At 69.5% G+C, this 19,713-nt stretch carries 16 protein-coding genes and 1 riboswitch; of the genes, 11 read left to right on the top strand and 5 right to left on the bottom strand.

What is annotated here, in order from left to right; all coding sequences use genetic code 11:
* The first annotated feature begins 87 nt into the window (after positions 1-87).
* Genes E0H45_RS24525 through uvrB form a run of 5 tightly spaced genes read left to right on the top strand, consistent with a single transcriptional unit; the run spans position 88 to position 6,259 of the window.
* Positions 88-1,224 carry a PrsW family glutamic-type intramembrane protease gene (locus E0H45_RS24525; protein ID WP_238155237.1) on the top strand — a complete coding sequence of 379 codons (1,137 nt, stop codon included), beginning with the start codon at positions 88-90 and terminating at the stop codon, positions 1,222-1,224.
* Positions 1,221-2,315 (top strand): PT domain-containing protein, encoded by a 1,095-nt coding sequence (locus tag E0H45_RS42950; RefSeq protein ID WP_131341390.1) that lies wholly within the window; start codon positions 1,221-1,223, stop codon positions 2,313-2,315. Before E0H45_RS24525 ends, E0H45_RS42950 begins: the two co-directional genes overlap by 4 nt.
* A complete protein-coding gene (locus tag E0H45_RS24515; RefSeq protein WP_131341386.1) occupies positions 2,312-3,235 on the top strand; it encodes a hypothetical protein in 924 nt (307 codons plus the stop codon). The genes E0H45_RS42950 and E0H45_RS24515 overlap by 4 nt, the downstream gene beginning before the upstream one ends.
* A gap of 31 nt (positions 3,236-3,266) precedes the next feature.
* Positions 3,267-4,106: a hypothetical protein gene (locus E0H45_RS24510; RefSeq protein ID WP_131341383.1), complete on the top strand. Its 840-nt coding sequence runs from the start codon at positions 3,267-3,269 to the stop codon at positions 4,104-4,106.
* Between the two features lie 47 nt (positions 4,107-4,153).
* Complete coding sequence (gene uvrB / locus E0H45_RS24505) at positions 4,154-6,259, top strand: excinuclease ABC subunit UvrB (protein WP_131341380.1); 2,106 nt, start codon at positions 4,154-4,156, stop codon at positions 6,257-6,259.
* A 26-nt stretch (positions 6,260-6,285) separates the two neighbouring features.
* Here uvrB and E0H45_RS24500 read toward each other — a convergent pair whose 3' ends face one another.
* The gene (locus tag E0H45_RS24500) at positions 6,286-7,173 is read right to left on the bottom strand and encodes a nitrilase-related carbon-nitrogen hydrolase (RefSeq protein ID WP_131341378.1); all 888 of its coding nucleotides are present in this window, start codon (positions 7,171-7,173) and stop codon (positions 6,286-6,288) included.
* Positions 7,174-7,244: 71 nt separating this feature from the next.
* Here E0H45_RS24500 and E0H45_RS24495 point away from each other — a divergent pair, with 71 nt between their 5' ends.
* Together E0H45_RS24495 and E0H45_RS24490 are read left to right on the top strand one after the other, a co-directional pair.
* Positions 7,245-7,601 (top strand): MmcQ/YjbR family DNA-binding protein, encoded by a 357-nt coding sequence (locus E0H45_RS24495; RefSeq protein ID WP_202872502.1) that lies wholly within the window; start codon positions 7,245-7,247, stop codon positions 7,599-7,601.
* A 258-nt stretch (positions 7,602-7,859) separates the two neighbouring features.
* Positions 7,860-8,891, top strand: coding sequence for a TerC family protein (locus E0H45_RS24490; protein WP_131341375.1), 1,032 nt, complete (start codon positions 7,860-7,862; stop codon positions 8,889-8,891).
* A 52-nt stretch (positions 8,892-8,943) separates the two neighbouring features.
* On the opposite strand, the gene E0H45_RS24485 is transcribed toward E0H45_RS24490, so the two are convergent.
* The 3 genes from E0H45_RS24485 to E0H45_RS24475 are packed head-to-tail and all read right to left on the bottom strand — an operon-like array spanning position 8,944 to position 11,695.
* Positions 8,944-9,810, bottom strand: a complete 867-nt coding sequence (locus E0H45_RS24485) for a C40 family peptidase (protein ID WP_131341372.1) — start codon at positions 9,808-9,810, stop codon at positions 8,944-8,946.
* Entirely contained in the window at positions 9,807-10,871 is a 1,065-nt protein-coding gene (locus tag E0H45_RS24480) for a mandelate racemase/muconate lactonizing enzyme family protein (protein WP_131341369.1), read from the bottom strand. The genes E0H45_RS24485 and E0H45_RS24480 overlap by 4 nt, the downstream gene beginning before the upstream one ends.
* Positions 10,868-11,695, bottom strand: coding sequence for a serine hydrolase (locus E0H45_RS24475; protein ID WP_131341366.1), 828 nt, complete (start codon positions 11,693-11,695; stop codon positions 10,868-10,870). Before E0H45_RS24475 ends, E0H45_RS24480 begins: the two co-directional genes overlap by 4 nt.
* Before the next feature lie 44 nt (positions 11,696-11,739).
* On the opposite strand from E0H45_RS24475, the gene E0H45_RS24470 reads away from it, so the two are divergent.
* The 3 genes from E0H45_RS24470 (at position 11,740) to E0H45_RS24460 (ending at position 14,416) form a co-directional block, all read left to right on the top strand.
* Positions 11,740-12,669: a cobalamin biosynthesis protein gene (locus E0H45_RS24470; RefSeq protein WP_202872501.1), complete on the top strand. Its 930-nt coding sequence runs from the start codon at positions 11,740-11,742 to the stop codon at positions 12,667-12,669.
* On the top strand, positions 12,660-13,340 hold the full coding sequence (locus E0H45_RS24465; RefSeq protein WP_131341360.1) for a phosphoglycerate mutase family protein: 681 nt from the start codon (positions 12,660-12,662) through the stop codon (positions 13,338-13,340). Before E0H45_RS24470 ends, E0H45_RS24465 begins: the two co-directional genes overlap by 10 nt.
* Positions 13,341-13,438: 98 nt before the next feature.
* On the top strand, positions 13,439-14,416 hold the full coding sequence (locus E0H45_RS24460; protein WP_131341357.1) for a DUF3500 domain-containing protein: 978 nt from the start codon (positions 13,439-13,441) through the stop codon (positions 14,414-14,416).
* Between the two features lie 3 nt (positions 14,417-14,419).
* On the opposite strand, the gene E0H45_RS24455 is transcribed toward E0H45_RS24460, so the two are convergent.
* The gene (locus E0H45_RS24455) at positions 14,420-15,688 is read right to left on the bottom strand and encodes a vanadium-dependent haloperoxidase (RefSeq protein ID WP_202872500.1); all 1,269 of its coding nucleotides are present in this window, start codon (positions 15,686-15,688) and stop codon (positions 14,420-14,422) included.
* 153 nt (positions 15,689-15,841) lie between these two features.
* Positions 15,842-15,966: riboswitch (cobalamin riboswitch) on the top strand.
* 34 nt (positions 15,967-16,000) lie between these two features.
* Between E0H45_RS24455 and cobN the strand changes: the two genes are divergently transcribed.
* Positions 16,001-19,702, top strand: coding sequence for a cobaltochelatase subunit CobN (cobN, locus tag E0H45_RS24450; protein ID WP_131341354.1), 3,702 nt, complete (start codon positions 16,001-16,003; stop codon positions 19,700-19,702).
* Positions 19,703-19,713: the final 11 nt, after the last annotated feature.

Raw genomic sequence — 19,713 nt, 5'->3', positions numbered from 1 at the left:
CGACGTTGGGAGGATGGCGTGGTTTGCCCGCGCTGCAGCTCTGACGTCCCCGAGGTGTCGCACTTTTGTCATCACTGTGGCAATGACATGCGCACCGGGGACTCCGAGCGGAAGAACGCGTACGCCGCCAGGCCCGACGAGGCCGTGGCCTCGTTCAAACTGGTCTCGACGATCATGCCGCAGGGGTCCGGCAAACAGCCGTACACCTACAAGGTCGCGCTCGGCATCGCCCTGCTGCTGACCGTGGTGACGGCGGCGCTCGGCGCCCTGCCGGTGGCGATCATGATCGCGGCCTTCGCGATCCCGATCGTCTACATCATCTACTTGTACGACGTGAACCTCTGGGAGGACGAGCCGATCCCGGTGGTCGCCGCGGCTTTCGTGCTGACCGGCGTACTCGCGGCGCTCTTCACCTGGATCTGGTCGGACAAGGTCGGGCTGTCGATCGCCACGATCGGCGAGAACCGCTCGGGACCGTCGTTGCGGGACCTGTTGATCGTGCTCCTCCTGGTGCCGGTCGTGTCGGAGCTGATCCGGCAGATCGGCCCGCTCTACCTCGCGTCGCGGCCGCGGTACGACGACCTGATGGACGGCTTCACCTTCGGTGTGGTCGCCGGTGTCGGCTACGCGTGCTTCGAGACGCTGGTGCTGCACTGGGGCTGGATCAGCGGCGGCTTCGCCGGTCCGGGCAGCAGTGCCGGGACCTGGATCTCGATCGTCGTGCTGCACGGCTTCATCAAGCCGCTGGTGTACGGCTCGGCGACCGGTCTCGCGGGCGCGGAGTTCTCCGGCCTCGGCGAGAAGTACGACGGTTTCACGCCGCGCTGGGTCGGCGGCCTGCTGCAGGCGATGGTGGTGAACGCGCTGTTCCAGGGCGGCATCTACCTGCTCGGCTTCGTTGGCGGCCGCGGCTCGACGATCGGCGCGATCCTCGGCGTCGTCTGGGGCCTGTTGCTGCTCGGCGCGCTGATCATCCGGGTCCGGACCGTGCTCCACAAGGGCCTCCTGGAGGCTGCGCTGGAGTCGGCCGCTCGGGGCGGTTCCAACCACGCGTCCGGCGATCTGGCGTTCTGCTCGCGCTGTGAGATGCCGCTGCTCCCGCACTCCGACTTCTGCTCGGCCTGCGGCAACTCGGTGCGATCCGTACCGAAGTCCGCCCGCGGGGTGACAGCAGCCACGGGTGCCAGTGGGTACGAAGCGACGACTGGGGAGACGCAGGCATGAGCAACCAGCAGCCGCCGTACGGTGGTCAAGGCGGTCAGGGCGGACAGCCGCCGTACGGCGGGCAGCCGGGGCAGCAGCCCGGTCAGCAGCCTGGCTACGGTCAGCAGCCCGGGTACGGCCAGCAGCCAGGTCAGCAGCCGGGTCAGCAGCCGGGTCAGCCGGGTCAGCAGCCTGGTTACGGGCAGCCGCAGCAGCCTGGGTACGGCCAGCAGCCGCCGTACCCGCAGCAGGGCCAACCGCAGGCGTTCCCTGGCCAGCAGCCTCCGCAGGGCTACCCGGGGCAGCAGCAGGGGTTTCCCGGCCAGCAGCCGGGCTTCCCCGGGCAGCAGCCTCCGTACGGCGGCCAGCAGTGGAACCAGCCTCCGCGCAGTGGCGGTGGCGGCAGCAGCAAGACGCTGCTGATCGCCGGCGGTGCGTTCGCGGTCGTGGCGATCATCGGTGTCGTGCTCGCCCTGGTCTTCAAGGGTGGCGACGACGACCAGGCCGACCCGACTCCGGCCCCGACGTCCGCGCCGACCTCGCAGCCGACCGGCGAACCGACCGAGGAACCCACGGGCGAGCCCACCGGTGAGCCGACTTCTGAGCCCACCGGCTCGCCGACCACGGAGCCGACGACGGAGCCGAACGGCGGCGACGAGGGCATCGAGGTCGCCGAGGGCGTCTACGTGAAGCCGCAGACGGGGTACATCCGCAAGAGCGTCGAAGGGTTCAAGGGCGTCGTCCTGGTCAAGCAGGGCGAGGGTGTCTTCATGGTCCAGGCCGCGAAGGTGACGGGTACCAGCGCAGCGTCCCTGCTGCCGCAGGTCCTCAAGACCGACACCAAGAGCCTGTCCTCGGTCAAGACCGGCCAGGTCAAGACGACGACACCGGGTCCGGAGGACAAGACCCCGGTCAAGACCCTGCTCACCCAGTCGTACTCGGGCCTGCAGAGCAGCCAGAGCGGCAGCCTCGCGGTCGTCGGGTTCGTCGCCGTGGTGGAGCGCGAGGACGGGGTGTTCACGGTCGCCAGGGCGTACGGGCGCAAGGACAAGCTCTCGACGCTCGACCCGGACACCACGGCCATGCTGAAGTCGGTGCTGCAGAGTCAGTGAGCGGAAAGCGAGACAAGGGGACCGGCGGTAACCCCTGGGTCAACCAGACCGGACCGGACCCGGACGAGACCGACGAGCCGGAGGACCAGCTCCCGCCGTCGCCGTGGGACCTCGAGGTGGCGCCACCGCCGTCGCCGTGGGGCGACGGCGGCGCGCCCGGACCGGGTCCTGGACCCGGCCCGGGGTCCGGGTCTGGTTCCGGTCCGGCGACGCAGACCTCGTCGGCGTGGGGCGACAAGGTCGGCCCGCCCTCGATGCGCCGCCCGCCGGCGGAGAAGACGAAGCGCTTCTCCGTCCCGCCGCTGCTGATCCCGATCGGCGCCGGCCTGCTCGTGGTCGCGCTGGTCGCGGTCGTGCTGGTGGCGCTGTCCGGCGGTGACAAGAAGGCCGACCCGGGCCAGTCGCCGAGCCCGCCTGCCGGTACGCCGACCGCGCCGACCGCGCCGGCATCGTCGTACCAGCCGCCGCCGAACGCGCTCCCGGTCGGGTTCGGCGTCTCCCTCGTCCCGGTCCAGGGCTGGAAACTGGTCACCAAGGAGACCCAAGGAAAAGAGGTCGCGACGTACGCGCCGAACGGTGAGCCCCGCGCGTTCTTCTGGGTCCGGCAGAAGCAGAACGTGACCGCGAACGCCTACCTGCTCGGGATCGTCGAGGGCGAGACCGAGAACGAGGTCGCGCAGCTCGGCAACGTACGGAACCTGCCGTGCCCGAAGGACGTCTTGGTGGAGTGCATCGCGATCGACTACACCTCCACGGCCAAGGTGAACGGCGAGGACGTGCAGGTCAAGGGCTCCGTCGAGGTGTACCGGCGCAAGGACAACGTGGTCACCGCGCTGGACTTCCGGACCCGGGTCGACTTCGCCGCGAAGGCCGAGGCGGACGCCGCGATCATGAAGAAGTCCGTGATCGACAGTCTGTGACGGATCCCCAGAACTACCGCGAGGAACAACTATGAGTCAGCAGTACGGTCCACCGCCGGGCCCGCCGCCGGCACCCGCTCCCGGCGGTTGGGGCACCGGGCAGGGACAGCAGGGTCAGCAGGCACCGCTCGCGCAGCGCGGCGCCGCCGCCGGTGGCGGCTTCGGTGGCGGCGGCTGGGGCCCCGGTCCGGGCCGGCCGAGCCATCCGCCGAAGGCGAACCGGACGCCGTGGATCATCATGGCCGGCGCGATCGTGGCGGTGCTGCTGGTCGCGGTCGGCGTCGTGCTGATGGTGAACGGCAAGGACGACAAGCCGACCACGCAGTCGACGCCGGAGCCGGGCGGCCGCACCATGTACACGCCGTCGCCGACGCCGACCCCGAACGACTCCAAGGGGCCGAACGACGTCGGTGTCCAGGTCGGCTGGGGCATCTGGTTCACGCCGTCCAAGGGCTGGCTGCCGGACTGGGACAAGTCCAGGAGCGGCAAGAACTACATCTTGCAGCAGTTCAACGCGCGTGGGCTGATCGACGGGTACTACTGGGTCCGTCAGACCGAGCTGTACGACGCGAAGGGCTTCGCCGAGCACCTGGTCGACGTCGAGTCGAACGGTATGGAGGGCGTCCGGATCGGCAAGGGCACCGCGTGCAAGCCGGCGAACCCGAACATCAAGGCCTGCTACGCGCTGTCCTACACCGGGGCCTGGGTCGCCAAGAACGGCAAGAAGGTCCAGATGCAGGGCTTCGTCACCGCCTACCAGGACCAGTTCGACCGCACCACCGCCACCGACGCGGCCCTCGAGACCCGCGTCTATGCGCGCCGCGTGAACGAGCTGATCTACATGAACAACAGCCTGGTGAAAAGCTTCTGACCTGCGGTTTTTAGAAACTGTCGGCGCGGGACCGTACGGTGGAGGGCATGAGACAGGTCTCGGATCTCCAGCGTATGGTCGCCCCGCTGAAGGTGGTGTCGGACTTCGATCCGGCGGGTGACCAGCCGGCCGCGATCGCGGACCTCGAGCGGCGGATCAACGCCGGCGAGCAGGACGTGGTGCTGCTGGGCGCCACCGGTACGGGTAAGACCGCGACGATCGCGTGGCTGGCCGAGAAGGTCCAGCGCCCGATGCTGATCCTGCAGCCGAACAAGACGCTCGCCGCCCAGTTCGCGAACGAGTTGCGGCAGTTCTTCCCAGCCAACGCCGTCGAGTACTTCGTGTCGTACTACGACTACTACCAGCCCGAGGCGTATGTCCCGCAGACGGATACCTACATCGAGAAGGACTCCTCGATCAACGAGGAGGTCGAGCGGCTGCGGCACTCCGCGACCTGGTCGCTGCTGACCCGCCGCGACGTGATCGTGGTCGCGACCGTCTCCTGTATCTACGGCCTGGGCTCCGCCGACGAGTACCTGAACCGCATGATCCATGTGAAGGTCGGCACCGAGATGGACCGCGACGGCCTGCTCCGCAAGCTGGTCGGCGTGCAGTATGCGCGCAACGACCTGGCCGGGACCCGCGGCACGTTCCGGGTCCGCGGCGACACGCTCGAGGTCTTCCCGGTCTACCAGGAGCTCGCCGTCCGGGTGGAGTTCTTCGGCGACGAGATCGAGCGCGTGATGACGCTGCACCCGCTGACCGGTGAGGTGATCAGCGAGGAGGACGAGGTCTACATCGGCGCCGCCACGCACTACGTGACCGCGCCGGAGCGGATGGAGCGCGCGATCACCTCGATCGAGGCCGAGCTGGAGGGGCGGCTGGCCGAGCTCGAGCGCGGCGGGCAGCTGCTGGAGGCGCAGCGGCTCCGGATGCGTACGACGTACGACATCGAGATGATGCGGCAGATCGGGACGTGTTCCGGGATCGAGAACTACTCCCGGCACACCGACGGCCGCGAGGCCGGTACGGCGCCGCACTGTCTGCTGGACTACTTCCCCGAGGACTTCGTGCTGGTCATCGACGAGTCGCACGTGACCGTCCCGCAGATCGGCGGGATGTACGAGGGGGACATGTCCCGGAAGCGGACCCTGGTCGAGCACGGCTTCCGGCTGCCGTCGGCGATGGACAACCGGCCGCTGCGCTGGGAGGAGTTCCTGGAGCGGATCGGCCAGACCGTGTACCTGTCCGCGACCCCGGGGCAGTACGAGCAGGACAAGTCCGACGGGTACGTCGAGCAGCTCATCCGGCCGACCGGTCTGGTCGACCCCGAGGTGATCGTGAAGCCGACCAAGGGCCAGATCGACGACCTGATCCACGAGATCCGGATCCGGGTCGAGCGCAACGAGCGGGTCCTGGTCACGACGCTCACCAAGAAGATGTCCGAGGACCTGACCGACTACCTGCTCGAGATGGGGATCCGGACCAGGTATCTGCACAGCGAGGTCGACACGCTCCGCCGGGTCGAGCTGCTGCGCGAGCTGCGGATGGGGGAGTACGACGTTCTCGTCGGTATCAACCTGCTCCGTGAGGGTCTCGACCTGCCCGAGGTGTCGCTGGTCGCGATCCTGGACGCCGACAAGGAAGGCTTCCTGCGGTCGGGCCGTTCGCTGATCCAGACGATCGGTCGCGCCGCGCGAAACGTGTCCGGCCAGGTGTTCATGTATGCCGACAAGATCACCCCGTCGATGGAGCAGGCGATCGACGAGACCAACCGGCGGCGCGCGAAACAGATCGCGTACAACGTCGCGCACGGGGTCGATCCGCAGCCGCTGCGGAAGAAGATCGCCGACATCACCGACATGCTGGCCCGCGAGGACGCGGACACCGCCGAGCTGCTCGGCTCCGGCCGCACCCAGTCGCGCGGCAAGGCACCGGTCCCCGGCGGAGGCAAGGCGAAGGCCGGCGAGAAGGCGAAGGAACTGGCCGGCGGGCTCCCGTCGTCCGACCTGGCCGACCTGATCCAGCAGCTGACCGACCAGATGCACAACGCCGCCGCCGAGCTCCAGTTCGAGGTCGCCGCCCGCTACCGCGACGAGATCTCCGAACTGAAGAAGGAACTCCGCCAGATGACCAACGCCGGCGCGAAGTAGCGGAAACCGTCGTACGCCGGGGCCGGTCAGCTCCGGCGTACGACGGTGTGCCGCGGCGACTCGTCCACGGTCAGCGTGAAGATGTCCGGCCGGGCGTAGTGGCCGACCGAGTCGAAGTCGAAGTACCCGCGCTCGAGCTCGGCGAGGTCGAGTTCCGCGAGCAGGATGCCCTCACCGGCGCGCAGCGGTCCGGCGAGGATCTCGCCCAGCGGCGAGATGATCGTGCTGCCGCCGTTGATCAGCACGGCGCCGTCCTGGGTCAGGTACTGGTTCGCGCTGATGACGAAGCAGCGGCCTTCGAGCGCGATGTGCCGCATGGTCGCCTGCCACTGCTCCCGGTCGTCGACCGTCGGCGCGCACCAGATCTGCACGCCCTTGGCGTACATGGACTGCCGGAAGAGCGGCATGTAGTTCTCCCAGCAGATCGCGGCGCCCAGCACCCCGACGTCCGTGCGGACCGCGGGCATCGTCGACCCGTCGCCTTGGCCCCACAGGTACCGCTCGGCCGCGGTCGGCATCAGCTTGCGGTGGTGAGCGACCAGCCCGTCGCGCGGGTCGATGAACACCGCCGTGCAGTACAGCGTCCCGCCGTCCCGTTCGATCACGCCGGCCACGAGGTGTACGTCGAGTTCACCCGCGAGCTCGGCCAGACGCGCGATCTCCGGCCCGTCCAGCTCGACGGCGGCCTCCCGGTACCGGCGGAACTGCTCGCGACCTTCCGGCGATCGCGAACCGACGGTGATCCCGAAGTCGTACCCCTTCGGATAGCCGCCGAGAAACGCCTCCGGCAGCACGACCAGCCGCGCGCCACTCTCCGCCGCCTCGCGGATCCACCGCTCTGCCTTCAGCACGGTCGCAGGCGTGTCGAACAGCACGGACCCGGCCTGCACAGCAGCCACCACAACAGAACCCATGCCGAGCAGCGTAGTTCTGTCCGGACTGCGGTCTAGTGTGCGTGTCAGGGCCGGCTGGCAGGAGGGATGAGATGGGGCAGCTGAGTGACGGGGACGTGCTCGAGTACTGCTTGGGGAAGGCGGGAGCTTGGCAGGACGAGCCGTGGGACGGGGACGTGGTGGCGAAGGTGGGGCCGAAGATCTTTGCGTTTCTCGGGGGCGGTGCGGTGGGGCTGAAGTGCGGGGCGAACCGCGAGGAGGCCGACGAGCTGGTGGATACGTACCCGGACGACGTCAGCAAGATGGCGTACATCGGGCGCGCCGGGTGGAACACGGTGCGGCTCGGGGGAGCGGTGCCGGACGACGAGGTGCTGGAGCTGATCGACGCGTCGTACGAGACCGTGGTGGGGAAGCTGCCGAAGCGGCAACGACCGACGGCCGGCGATTGATCGGCGGCCAATAGGTTACCGGCTGCGACTACTCCCTGACGGGGCTGCGATGATTTCGACAGGCGGACACGGCGTCCTGGATTTGGAGTCTGGGACACCGAGCCGTCAGAATGGACCTTGAGAAGGGGAGTATTCCTTTTGCGGCGGCATCGTCATCACGGTCAGGGCTCGTCCCGAACCCGGTGCCCTCGGCGTCACTCTGAGTGACGCGGAAGAGACCTTCGGAGTCGATTTTTCGTCTGAGCTCCGGAGGATTCTATGCACGTTGCTGACTATGTCTGGTACATCACCGTCGGCCTGCTCCTGGCGCTGCTGGCCTTCGACGTCTTCGTCATCGGCCGCCGGCCACACGAGCCGAGCACCCGCGAATCGGCCACCGCGATCGCGTTCTACGTCGGTCTCGCGGTCGTCTTCGGCCTCGGGGTCTGGTGGTTCTCCGGCGGGCAGTACGCCGGGGAGTTCTTCGCCGGCTGGCTCACCGAGTACAGCCTGAGCGTCGACAACCTGTTCATCTTCTTGATCATCATGTCCAGGTTCGGCGTACCGAGGAAGTACCAGCAGACCGCGTTGCTGGTCGGCATCATCCTGGCGCTGGTGTTCCGCGGCGTCTTCATCGCGGTCGGCGCGGCCGCGATCAACCAGTTCTCGTGGATCTTCTACATCTTCGGCGCGTTCCTGGTCTACACCGCGATCCACCTCGCCAAGCAGGGCGAGAACGACGACGAGGACTTCAAGGAGAACGCGGTCATCCGGTTCGCGAAGCGGCGGCTGAACGCGACCGACGAGTACAACGGCGTGAAGCTGACGCTGAAGCAGAACGGCCGCCGGTTCGTCACCCCGATGGCGATCGTGATCATCGCGCTCGGCACCACCGACCTGCTCTTCGCGCTCGACTCGATCCCGGCGATCTACGGCCTGACGCAGGAGCCGTTCCTGGTCTTCACCGCGAACGTGTTCGCGCTGATGGGTCTGCGGCAGCTGTACTTCCTGCTCGGTGACCTGCTCCGCCGCCTGGTGTACCTGTCGCTCGGTCTGTCGGTGGTGCTCGCGTTCATCGGCGTGAAGCTGGTGCTGCACGCGATGCACGTGAACGAGTTGCCGTTCATCAACGGCGGTCACCACATCGACTGGGCCCCGGAGATCCCGATCTGGTTCTCGCTCGGCTTCATCATCGTGACGCTGGGCATCACCACGATCCTCAGCCTGCACAAGTCCCGCACGTTGAAGGCGGCCGAGCCGGTCGACGAGGTCGAGCCCTCGGAGCCGGAGCTTCACCACAAGGAGTCCTGACCACAACGGATCGCCCCGGACCCGCCCAGCGGTCCGGGGCGATTTTGTCTGTTCAGAAGCGCGCGGCGGTGACCAGCGTCGCCCGGCGGTCGTCGGTGAGCGCCTCGTTCTCCAGCCGCTTGCCGGTCTCGGAGGCGTGCAGCATCCCCGCCGGGGACACGAACCCGACGTGGTGCACCGGCTTCCCGGGCCGTGCGAAGAAGTACAGGTCGCCCGGCCGCGCGTCGTCGATCGGGATGTTCGGCAGCGTGTCCGCCTGGTCGTGCGCGTCCCGCGGCGTCCGCAGCCCGAGCACCCGGCTGACAGTGTGGATCAGCCCGGAGCAGTCCAGCCCGTGCGCCGACGTACCGCCCCACAGGTACTCCAGCCCGAGGAACTGCTCGCCGAGGCGCAGCCGCTCGTCGGCATCGGACGGCTCGGACGCAGACCGCAGTACGGCGTCCAGAAGCCAGCCCGACCCGCCGTCGGGTGTCGCCACCCGCGTATGCCCGTCGGCGTGCTCGTCGGACGCCAAGACCGTCCCGAACGACAGCTCCGATACCGGCCGGCCACCAGGCTCGGCAAGCAACGCGGCCGTTGGTACGGCGATTGCGACCGGGTCGGACGCGATCTGCGGCAGCTCGCCCAGGTGACTCGACGGGACCCAGCCCGGGTACCCGAGCTCGTCCTGGGACGACGGCTGCCACGGCGCGAGGACCTCGGACCAGCCGTCCCGCTCCGAGCGCACCAGGACGGGCTCGGCGAACAGCAGCTGGGTCAGGGTCCGGCCGTGCAGGCCGAGCCGGGTCTCGGTGTCCATCGACTTGGCCCACGCGGCCACGTCGGGTTGGGTGGCGGTGGCCGGCGCGTCGATGTCGCGCGGCGCGTCCGGTGAAGTCCAGACCGTACTGATCGGGACGTTGGCGGCGGCTAACTTCATACCGTCAAGCCTGTCACGCCCAGTCCTGGAGCAGAAGGCAGGTGGATCAGCGAGCCGTCGTACCGGATCCCGCCGGTCACCGGCGCCTCGCGGAGCCACCAAGCGGCGTCCAGGTCGTTGACCGCCGTCGTCGGGTACGCCGAGACCAGCGCGGCCGCCGCGCCGACGCCGACGTGGCTCTCCATCATGCAGCCGACGATCGCGCCGAGGCCGTGCTCGCGAGCGAGTTCGAGGAGCGTCCGGGCCGGTGCCAGCCCGCCGCACTTCGCGAGCTTCACGTTCACCAGGTCGGCCGCGCCGTGCCGGATCACCGCCACCAGGTCGCGGACGCCGTACACGGACTCGTCGGCGAGGATCGGCGTACTGACCCGGTCGGTCACCCAGGCCATGCCGTCGAGATCGGCCGCGGCGACCGGCTGCTCGACGAGCTCGATCGCGCAGCCGGCGTCCTCGAGCGCGCGGATCACCGTGACCGCGTCGCGACGCGTCCAGCCCTGGTTGGCGTCCAGGCGCAGCCGCGGCTCGGGCCCGATCGCGTCGCGGACCCGGCGGACGCGCTCGATGTCGCCGGCCGCGTCGGTGCCGACCTTGATCTTGAGTACGTCGAACCCGTCCGCGACCCGCGCCTTCCCGGCGTCGGCCAACGCGTCCGCGTCGCCGACCGACAGCGTCACGTCCGTCCGGACGACGTCGGTCGTCGACCCGAGGAACCCGTGCAGCGTCTGCCCGCGCCGCCGCGCAGCCAGGTCGTGCAGTGCTACGTCGACAGCGTCCTTCGCCCCGAAGTTGCCGACTGCCGCGCCCTGCACGCGACGCAGCGCCTCCGTGAGATCGTCCGGGCCGAGGCCCTCGAGCGCAGTGGTGATCGGGCCTTCGATACAGGCCTGTGAGCCGGCGAGGGAGTCGCCGGTCACCTTCCAGACCTGCGGCGCCTCGCCCCAGCCGCTGTGCTCGCCGTCGCTCACCTCTACCAGGAGCGACTCGACATGGGTTGCCGTCCGCAGCGCGGTGACGAACGGCGTGTGCAGCGGCGCCGAGACCAGGTGGGTGGTGAGCTTCACCGCACTGCCTCCAGGTTGTGCCGGTGGTTCCAGGCCTCGAGTGCGATCGACGCGATCAGCTGCTGCGCCTCGGTGTCCGGCAGGTCCGACGTCGTACACACGACGAGCACGAACGGGTCGGCGTCCTTCGGGCGAACGATGCCGCCGTCGTGCCGGATCCGGCTGTCCCAGCCGTTCTTGTGCTCGACGCGGGTCCGTTTCGGCAGCAGTGCGGGGATCTCGCCGTTCCACTGGTTGGCGGCCAGCAGTTCGCGCAGGTACTCGCCGTACTCACCCTGCTGGTTGCCTACCGCAACGAGGACTCCGGCCAGGCCGGCCGGGCTCATCAGGTTGCTGATTCCGGCGCGGACAGCAGGCATGTCGTCGATGCCGCGCTGGATCCTGGACTCCGGCGCGGGCGAGCTGGGCAGCGTCGCCTCGGCCAGAGCAGTGTGCGCGGCCGCGATACCGACCTGCTCGAGCACCAGGTCGGTCGCCAGGTTGCTGGACCGGGTGATCATCTCCGTCGCCAGCCAGTTGAGCGGCACCTTCTTGCCCAGCTGTTCCCAGGTCTTCGGCGCCTCGTCCTCCTCCGGGTCCACACCGAACCGGCCGCCGGCCGCGGACTCGAAGTCGTTGTGCACGGCCACCGGCTGGAACAGCGCCAGCTCACCCGCCTCGACCTTGCGCAGCATCGCCATCGCCACCGGCAGCTTCATCGTGCTCGCGGAGTAGTGCGTCCGCTCTGCCTCGTGCACGAACACCGGCGTACCGTCCAACCGGCCCAGCCAGACCCCGAACTCCCCGGCCCCGTCGACCTGCCGCAGCAGCTCCGCGATTCCCATGCCGCTCACCCAATCACAGCTGCGGACCTGGCAGACTGCCGAGGGTGTCACGGGCAATCGGTCTTCTCATCGGCTTCGCGGCCGACCGGCTCGTCGGCGACCCCCGCCGCTTTCACCCGGTCGCCGGCTTCGGCCAGACCGCCGCCCGCCTCGAGCAACGCCTGTACGCCGACTCGCGCCGCAACGGCACCGTCCACACCGCGGTCCTCGTCGGAAGCACAACGGTTCTGGGCCTCGCGGCCGAGCGGCTCACCCGTCGGCATCCGATCCTCCACACCGTGGTCACTGCCGCCGCCACCTGGACCGTCCTCGGTGCCCGCAGCCTCGACCGTGAGGCCGAAACGATGGCCGCCTTGCTGGCGGAGAAGGACATCCCGGCGGCCCGTGACCGGCTCAGCCATCTGTGCGCCCGCGACGCGACCGACCTCGAAGCCGACGGGCTGGCCCGCGCGACGGTCGAGTCGATCGCCGAGAACACCTCGGACGCGTGTGTCGCGCCGCTGCTCTGGGGCGGGGTCCTCGGCGTCCCCGGTCTCCTCGGGTACCGCGCGGCGAACACGCTCGACGCGATGGTCGGCTACAAGTCGCCGAAGTACCTGAACTTCGGGTGGGCGTCGGCGCGATTGGACGACGTACTCAACCTGCTGCCGGCGCGGGTGTGCGCGTTGCTGACCGGCCTCGCGGCGGGTCGGGTGCAGGAGACAACGCGCGTCTGGCGGCGAGATGCGCCGAAGCATCCGAGTCCGAACGCCGGGCCGGTCGAGGCCGCGTTCGCGGGAGCGCTCGGGCTGACACTCGGCGGGACGAACAGCTACGGGACCTACGCGGAGGACCGCGGCACGCTGGGCGACGGTCCGGCGCCGACGGTCGCCGACGTCCGGCGTACGGCGGCACTCGCGCGGCGGGTCGGGATGGCGGCGGCCGGCGTCGCAGCGATCACCGCGGTGCTAGCGAAGGGGAAGCGATGGGGTTGAGTCATCGGCCGGTGCGGATCGCGCTGATCCGGCACGGCGAGTCCGAGGCGAACCTGGACAAGACGATCTACGAACGCATCCCCGACCACACGGTCCCGCTGACGGCGCTGGGACACGAGCAGGCGGCCAAGGCGGGGCGGGAGCTGCGGGAGCTGTTCGAGAACGAGCCGGTCCGTGTGTACGTGTCGCCGTACCTGCGGGCACGCCAGACGCTGGACTCGCTCGGGCTTGATGACCTGATCGGCGTGCCGCGTGAGGAGCCGCGGCTGCGGGAGCAGGACTGGGCCAACCTCCAGGACACCGCGGACATCGAGCGGCAGGAGGAGCTGCGCGACTCGTTCGGGCACTTCTTCTACCGGTTCACGCATGGTGAGTCGGGTTCGGACGTGTACGACCGGGTGTCGACGTTCCTGGAGACGATGCACCGCGACTTCGAGACACCGGACGCGGCGCGCAACGTGCTGCTGGTGTCGCACGGGCTCACGATGCGGCTGTTCTGCATGCGCTGGTTCCACTGGTCGGTCCGGTTCTTCGAGTCGCTGCGGAACCCGGCCAACGCGGAAACCCGCGTCCTGCTGCGTCAGCCAGACTTCCGCTACAAGCTGGACCGCCCGTTCGACCAGTGGACCACCTACGAACCGACGGAACCCGAACGCTCGGCCTGGCTCTAGCTGCTCCGAGGCTCCTGACCGCGACGTGAGAGCGCGAGCGAGCGTCGGGAGTGGCGGGTAGGGTCCTGAGGAGAGGGCTACTCGACGGGAGTGATCGCATGGTGGTGGACCAGATCCGCGCGGCAACCCAGGACCTGTTGGCCGCGCTGACGCCGGAGCAACTGAAGAGCATCTCGGCACCGTTCGACACACCCGATCACCAGACGTGGACCTACCTGCCCGGTGCTGTTCCGGGCCTGGCGCTGACCGAGCTGTCGGTGGCGCAGGAGGCCCTCGTCGTCCGCCTGCTCGAACTCGTCTACAGCAAGCGCGGTCTGGCCGATTTCCGCGCCGTGATGGCGGCCGAGATCATCGTCCGCGGCCTCGGTGATCCGATGGAGGTCGCGGAGATCGGGGGATGGGAAGGTTCGACGGTCGGCGATCGCTACTACCTCCGCGTGCTCGGCGATCCCGCCGGGACCGAGCCCTGGGCCTGGCGGCTCAACGGTCACCATCTGGCGTTGCACGTGACGCTGGTGGACGGGGCGATCTCGTTCACCCCGCAGTTCTTCGGTTCGAATCCGGCGGAGGTCCTGTCCGGGCCGCAGGCCGGGCGGCGGTTCCTGGTCGCCGAGCAGGACCTCGGCTTCCAGCTCCTGCACGCCCTCGAGCCGGCCCAGCTCGACGTTGCGCGCGTCTCGGAGGAGGCGCCCGACGACATCCTCACCCGCCACGACCCGGTCGCCGACGCGTCGCTGCTGCACCGCGGCCTGGCGTACGGCGACATGACCGAGGACCAGCGCCAGCTCCTCAGCCTCCTCATCGGTCAGTACGTCGGCCGCGCCGCCGGGCCGATCGGGTTGCAGACGTGGCACGACATCACCGAACAGGGCATCGAGCAGCTGACGTTCGCCTGGGCCGGCGAGACCCAGCCCGGGGTCGGCAACCGCCACTACTACTCGATCGCCGGCCCCACCTTCCTGGCCGAGTACGACAACACCCAGGACAACGCCAACCACATCCATTCAGTCTGGCGAGACCTCCGCAACGACTGGGGCACCGACCTCCTGGCGGCGCACTACGCCATGCACCGCTGAAGGTCACCGCGCAGGCTGGAACTCGTGGGTAGCGGTCCAGGTGCCGACGCGGTGCCCGAGCCGGTTGCCGTCGTCCATCGCCTGGCGGAAGTGCAGACCCAGCCAGATCCTGGCGCTCTTGGTCTCCGCGTCCAGCGCCGCCGCGGTGGAGTAGTGGCGATTCGTCCCCGTGACCGAGGACGAGACGTCGATGTCGATCGAGCGCGCTCCGAAGAGCCTGCTGAACGTCTCCGATGCGGCGCCGGTGAGGCAGGCATGGCCGCTGACGTAGTCGGGGTACGGCGGCGTCGCGACGAGTGGGCTCCAGCTGGGATCGGCTGCGGTCGCGGGGTTGCCGTCGGTGTCCGCCAGCCGGATCGCGGTGATCGGCCGCCAGTACGCGTAGTCGTACTTCGCCCGCCAGCAGGCGATCACCGCGTCGGCGGTACCGGTGTTGAGGAGCGCGAAGGCGCGTGCGGTCCGGACGATGTCCATCCCGCTGGCGGCTGTCCGGTCCCGTAACGCGGCGTTGTACTGCACGGGCACGGGCGCGTTCCAGAACAGCGCGGTTTGGGTCTGTTCAGGGGTCCGGGACGACCCGACGTCGGCGCCCTTCGCCTTCACCTCGGCGAAGTCACGGGCGTAGGCCTTCGACGTGATCGGGTCGGGGCCGGGCAGCCGTACCTGGGTCGGCGACTTCAGGGCGAGCGGCCGCACGAAGCCGAGCCAGGGAGCGAGCATCGGCGCCATCAGTTCCGGGGTCGGGCGCCAGACACCCGGAGCAGGAGTGACCTCGAGCGTGATGGGCGCGCCACGCCCGTCGTTCGTCCGTGCCGCGATCAGCGACGCCGCGGCGGTCTCGCCGACTCGCTGCCCACGGCTCTTGGCGGACCCGTCGGGGATGCCGCTGAGTGAGGTGGCGTAGTCGGAGGCGAGGTTCGAGGCGGACGCGGGGAAGTAGTAGCTCAGGACGCGGTACGCCGCCGTGGCAGCCGCGGCTTCCGTCGACGCCCTGCGGTGGACCGAAGGTTGTCGCAGGTACGGCCGGTAGCGGCCCTCGATCGCCACGACCGCGTCGTACACGGCGATCGACACGAAGCCGTAGTACAGCGTGGAGACGGGGACCGGGGTGGCGTTCTCGGTGAAGATGGTGCGGGTGGCGATCGTGTTCCAGGTGGTGACGACCGCCGGATCGGAGTGGCGTGCCGAAGCGTCGGCCGGAACCGTGATGGCCGAGCCGGCGAGTCCGGCGACCAGGACGGCGGACGTGGCGAGCGCGTGATTGAAGCGCACAGGAGTCTCCTTCAGTCGAAAGTCGAACGACTTGCGCTGAAGCAACGGTGTGCGCTGCTGGAGGGGGTCAGCGGCTCAAGCCCTCCCTGCCCGGCCTACACCCGCGGTCTAGTGCGGTCAAGCATCAAGCGTTGGCTCTGCACGTGCTGCCGGGGACGTCGGATAGAGTCGCGGCGTCAATCGACGGCATCAGCAGGAACCCGGTGTGAGTCCGGGGCGGTCCCGCCACTGTGACCCGTGAAGGGGAGTCAGGAACTGCCGCCGTCGTACCTGGAGTCGGGGCGTGGATACCCCGGGAAGGAACGCGTGCGCATGCCTGCGAAGCTGCTGTTGCTGTCCACTGCCGACACCGACCTGCTGGCGGCCGCCGCGGCCGATGCCGGGTGGAACGTTGCGAACCCGGCCCGGCTCGATCTGGCCGCTCTCGCACCACTGCTCGACGACGCCGAGGTCGTCGTCGTCCGGCTGCTCGGTGGGCGCCGCGCGTGGGAGGACGGGCTCGACGCGGTCCTCGCCTCGGGGAAGCCCGCGGTGGTCGTGAGCGGCGAGGCCGCGCCGGACGCCGAGCTGATGTCGCTGTCGACCGTGCCCGCCGGCGCGGTCACCGAGGCGCTCGCCTACCTGCGTGAGGGCGGTGCGGACAACCTCCGAAACCTGGCCGGCTTCCTGCGCGACACGCTCCTGTTGACCGGCGACGAGTTCGAGCCGCCGCGCGCGCTCCCGGCGTACGGCGTCCGTGGGTCCTTCGTCGACGACGATCGGCCCGTGGTGGGGATCGTGTACTACCGCGCGCACGAGATCTCCGGGAACACCGCTTTCGTCGACGCACTCGCGGCGGCGGTCACCGATGCCGGCGCGCAACCACTTCCGGTGTACTGCGGGACTCTTCGCGGGCTCGACCCGGCCGAGAACGTCGGGCTGTTCGATCTACTGCGGAAGTGCGACGTACTCGTCACCACTCTCCTCGCCGCGGGCGGTGCGGTGGCGGCCCATGCGAGCGCGGGCGGTGCGGACGACGCGTGGGACGCGGGCGCGCTGGCGTCGCTCGACATCCCGTTGATCCAGGGCCTCGCGCTGACCTCGACCCGCGAGCAGTGGGTGGAGAGCGACGCGGCCGTCAGCCCGCTCGACGCGGCGACGCAGGTGGCGATCCCGGAGTTCGACGGGCGGCTGATCACGATCCCGTTCTCGTTCAAGGCGTACGACGCCGACGGTCTGGCACGTTATGCGCCGGACGCGGAGCGGTGCGCGCGGCTGGCCGGCATCGCGGTCGCGCATGCCCGGCTGCGGCACGTTCCGCCGGCCGAGAAGCGGATCGCGCTGGTGTTGTCGTCGTACCCGACCAAGCACGCGCGGATCGGGAACGCGGTCGGGCTGGACACTCCGGCGTCGGCGGTCGTCCTGCTCGGGCAGCTGAAGGACGCCGGGTACGACCTGGGCGACCTCGATCTGAGCGAGCTGCAGGGGGCGGACGGTGCCGACGGGTTGATCCACCGGTTGATCGCGGCGGGCGGGCACGACGTCGACTGGCTGACGGACGAGCAGTTGGCCAACGCGGTCGCCAAGGTCCCGCTGTCCACGTACGCCACCTGGTTCGGCCGTACGCCGGAGTCGTTGCAGGAGGCAATGACCGGGGCGTGGGGCGAGGCGCCGGGGGAGCTGTACGTCGACACGTCCGGCGACGAGCCGGCGATCGCGCTCGCCGCGCTGCGGTTCGGGAACGTCGTGCTGATGATCCAGCCGCCGCGTGGCTTCGGCGAGAACCCGGTCGCGATCTACCACGACCCGGACATGGCGCCGTCGCACCACTACCTGGCGGCGTACCGCTGGCTGGAGGCGTCGCCCGCCCAGGGCGGGTTCGGCGCGCAGGCCGTCGTACATCTCGGTAAGCACGGCACGCTGGAATGGCTGCCGGGCAAGGGGATCGGGATGGCGGCCGACTGCGCGCCCGACGCCGTCCTCGGGAACCTGCCGATGGTGTACCCGTTCATCGTCAACGACCCCGGCGAGGGTACGCAGGCCAAGCGGCGGGCGCACGCGACGGTCGTCGACCACCTGGTGCCGCCGATGGCGCGGGCCGAGACGTACGGCGACATGGCGAAGCTGGAGTACCTGCTCGACGAGTACGCGACCGTGTCGGCGCTCGACCCGGAGAAGGTGCCGACGTTGCGCGCGCAGATCTGGACGCTGATCCAGGCGGCGCAGTTGCATCACGATCTGCACACGTCGGAGAAGCCGGAGGACGACGACTTCGACGAGTTCGTGCTGCACCTCGACGGGTACCTGTGCGAGATCAAGGACGTGCAGATCCGCGACGGACTGCATGTGCTGGGTGGGGCGCCGGTCGGTGAGGCGCGGATCAACCTGGTGCTCGCCGTACTGCGGGCCCGGCAGCTGTGGGGTGGTTCGTACTCGATCGCCGGTCTGCGGACCGCGCTCGGAGACACGTTCGGAGTGGACGAGGCCGAACTGCTCGCCAACCCCGGGGCAGCGGCCGACCTCGCCGACCTCGCGACGCTGGCCGATCTGCCGGCGGTCAGCGGCGCGGACGGGGTCGATCTGCTGGAGGCGGTGGCGCGGAAGCTCGTGGTCGGGATGGAGACGCTGAGCTGGGACGCGACGAAGGTCCCGGTGGTGGTCGGCGAGGTCCTCGGCCGCGCGTCCGAGCAGGTCGAGGCGTCCCTCACCTTCGCGGCAACCGAAGTCGTCCCGCGCCTCGCCCGCACGGGTGACGAGGTGACGAACGTCCTGCGGGCGTTGGACGGGCGGTTTGTGGAGGCGGGGCCGTCCGGGTCGCCGACTCGTGGGCTGGTGAACGTGCTGCCGACCGGCCGCAATTTCTACGCGGTCGACCCGAAGGCGATCCCGAGCCGGAACGCCTGGGACGTCGGCGTCGCGCTCGCCGACTCGCTCCTGGCGCGGCACCACGCGGAAACGGGGGAGTGGCCGCGGTCCGTCGGCCTCACCATCTGGGGCACGTCGGCCATGCGCACGCAGGGCGACGACCTCGCCGAGGTGCTGTGGCTGCTCGGCTGCCGACCCGTCTGGGACGAGGCCTCACGACGCGTCACCGGCTTCGAGGTGGTCGGCCTCGAGGAGCTCGGGCGGCCGCGGATCGACGTGACGATCCGGATCTCCGGCTTCTTCCGGGACGCGTTCCCGCACGTCGTCGCGCTGCTGGACGAAGCGGTGCGGACCGTTGCCGCGCTGGACGAGTCGGCCGACGACAACTACCTGCGCGCACACGTAGACGCTGATGTTGCTGAAGGCAATGATCTGCGATCGGCTACTGCACGGGTGTTCGGGTCGAAACCTGGTTCCTATGGAGCTGGGTTGCTGCCGCTCGTCGATGCGCGGAACTGGCGGACGGACGCCGAGCTGGCCGAGGTCTACGCCGTCTGGGGTGGATATGCCTATGGCAAGGATCTGGATGGCGCGGAGGCCCGCGGCTCGATGGAACGTGCGTACGCCCGGATCCAGGTCGCGGCGAAGAACGCGGACACCCGCGAGCACGACATCATGGACTCCGACGACTACTTCCAGTACCACGGCGGCATGATCGCGATGGTGCGGCACCTGACCGGCGCCAACCCGAAGGCGTACGTCGGCGACTCCGCCGTACCCGCACAGGTCAAGACGCGGACGCTGGAGGAGGAGGCCAAGCGGGTCTTCCGGGCCCGCGTGGTGAACCCGCGGTGGATGGCGGCGATGCGGCGGCACGGGTACAAGGGCGCGTTCGAGATGGCCGCGACCGTGGACTACCTGTTCGGGTACGACGCGACCGCGGGCGTCGTCGACGACTGGATGTACGAGTCGCTGACCACGGAGTACGTCGCCGATCCGGAGATGGCCGAGTTCTTCCGCAAGTCGAACCCGTGGGCGCGGCACGGGATCGCGGAACGGCTGCTGGAGGCGGCGCAACGCGGGCTGTGGGAGGAGCCGTCGCCCGAGGCACTGGAGACGCTGCGGAACGCAGTCCTTGAGACGGAGGGTGACATCGAGGACCGCGGCTGATTGGGTAGACG

Source organism: Kribbella soli (genome assembly GCF_004331345.1).
GTDB lineage: Bacteria > Actinomycetota > Actinomycetes > Propionibacteriales > Kribbellaceae > Kribbella > Kribbella soli.
The sequence above is the reverse complement of the archived record's forward strand: the minus strand, read 5'-3'. Positions and strand labels throughout refer to the sequence as shown.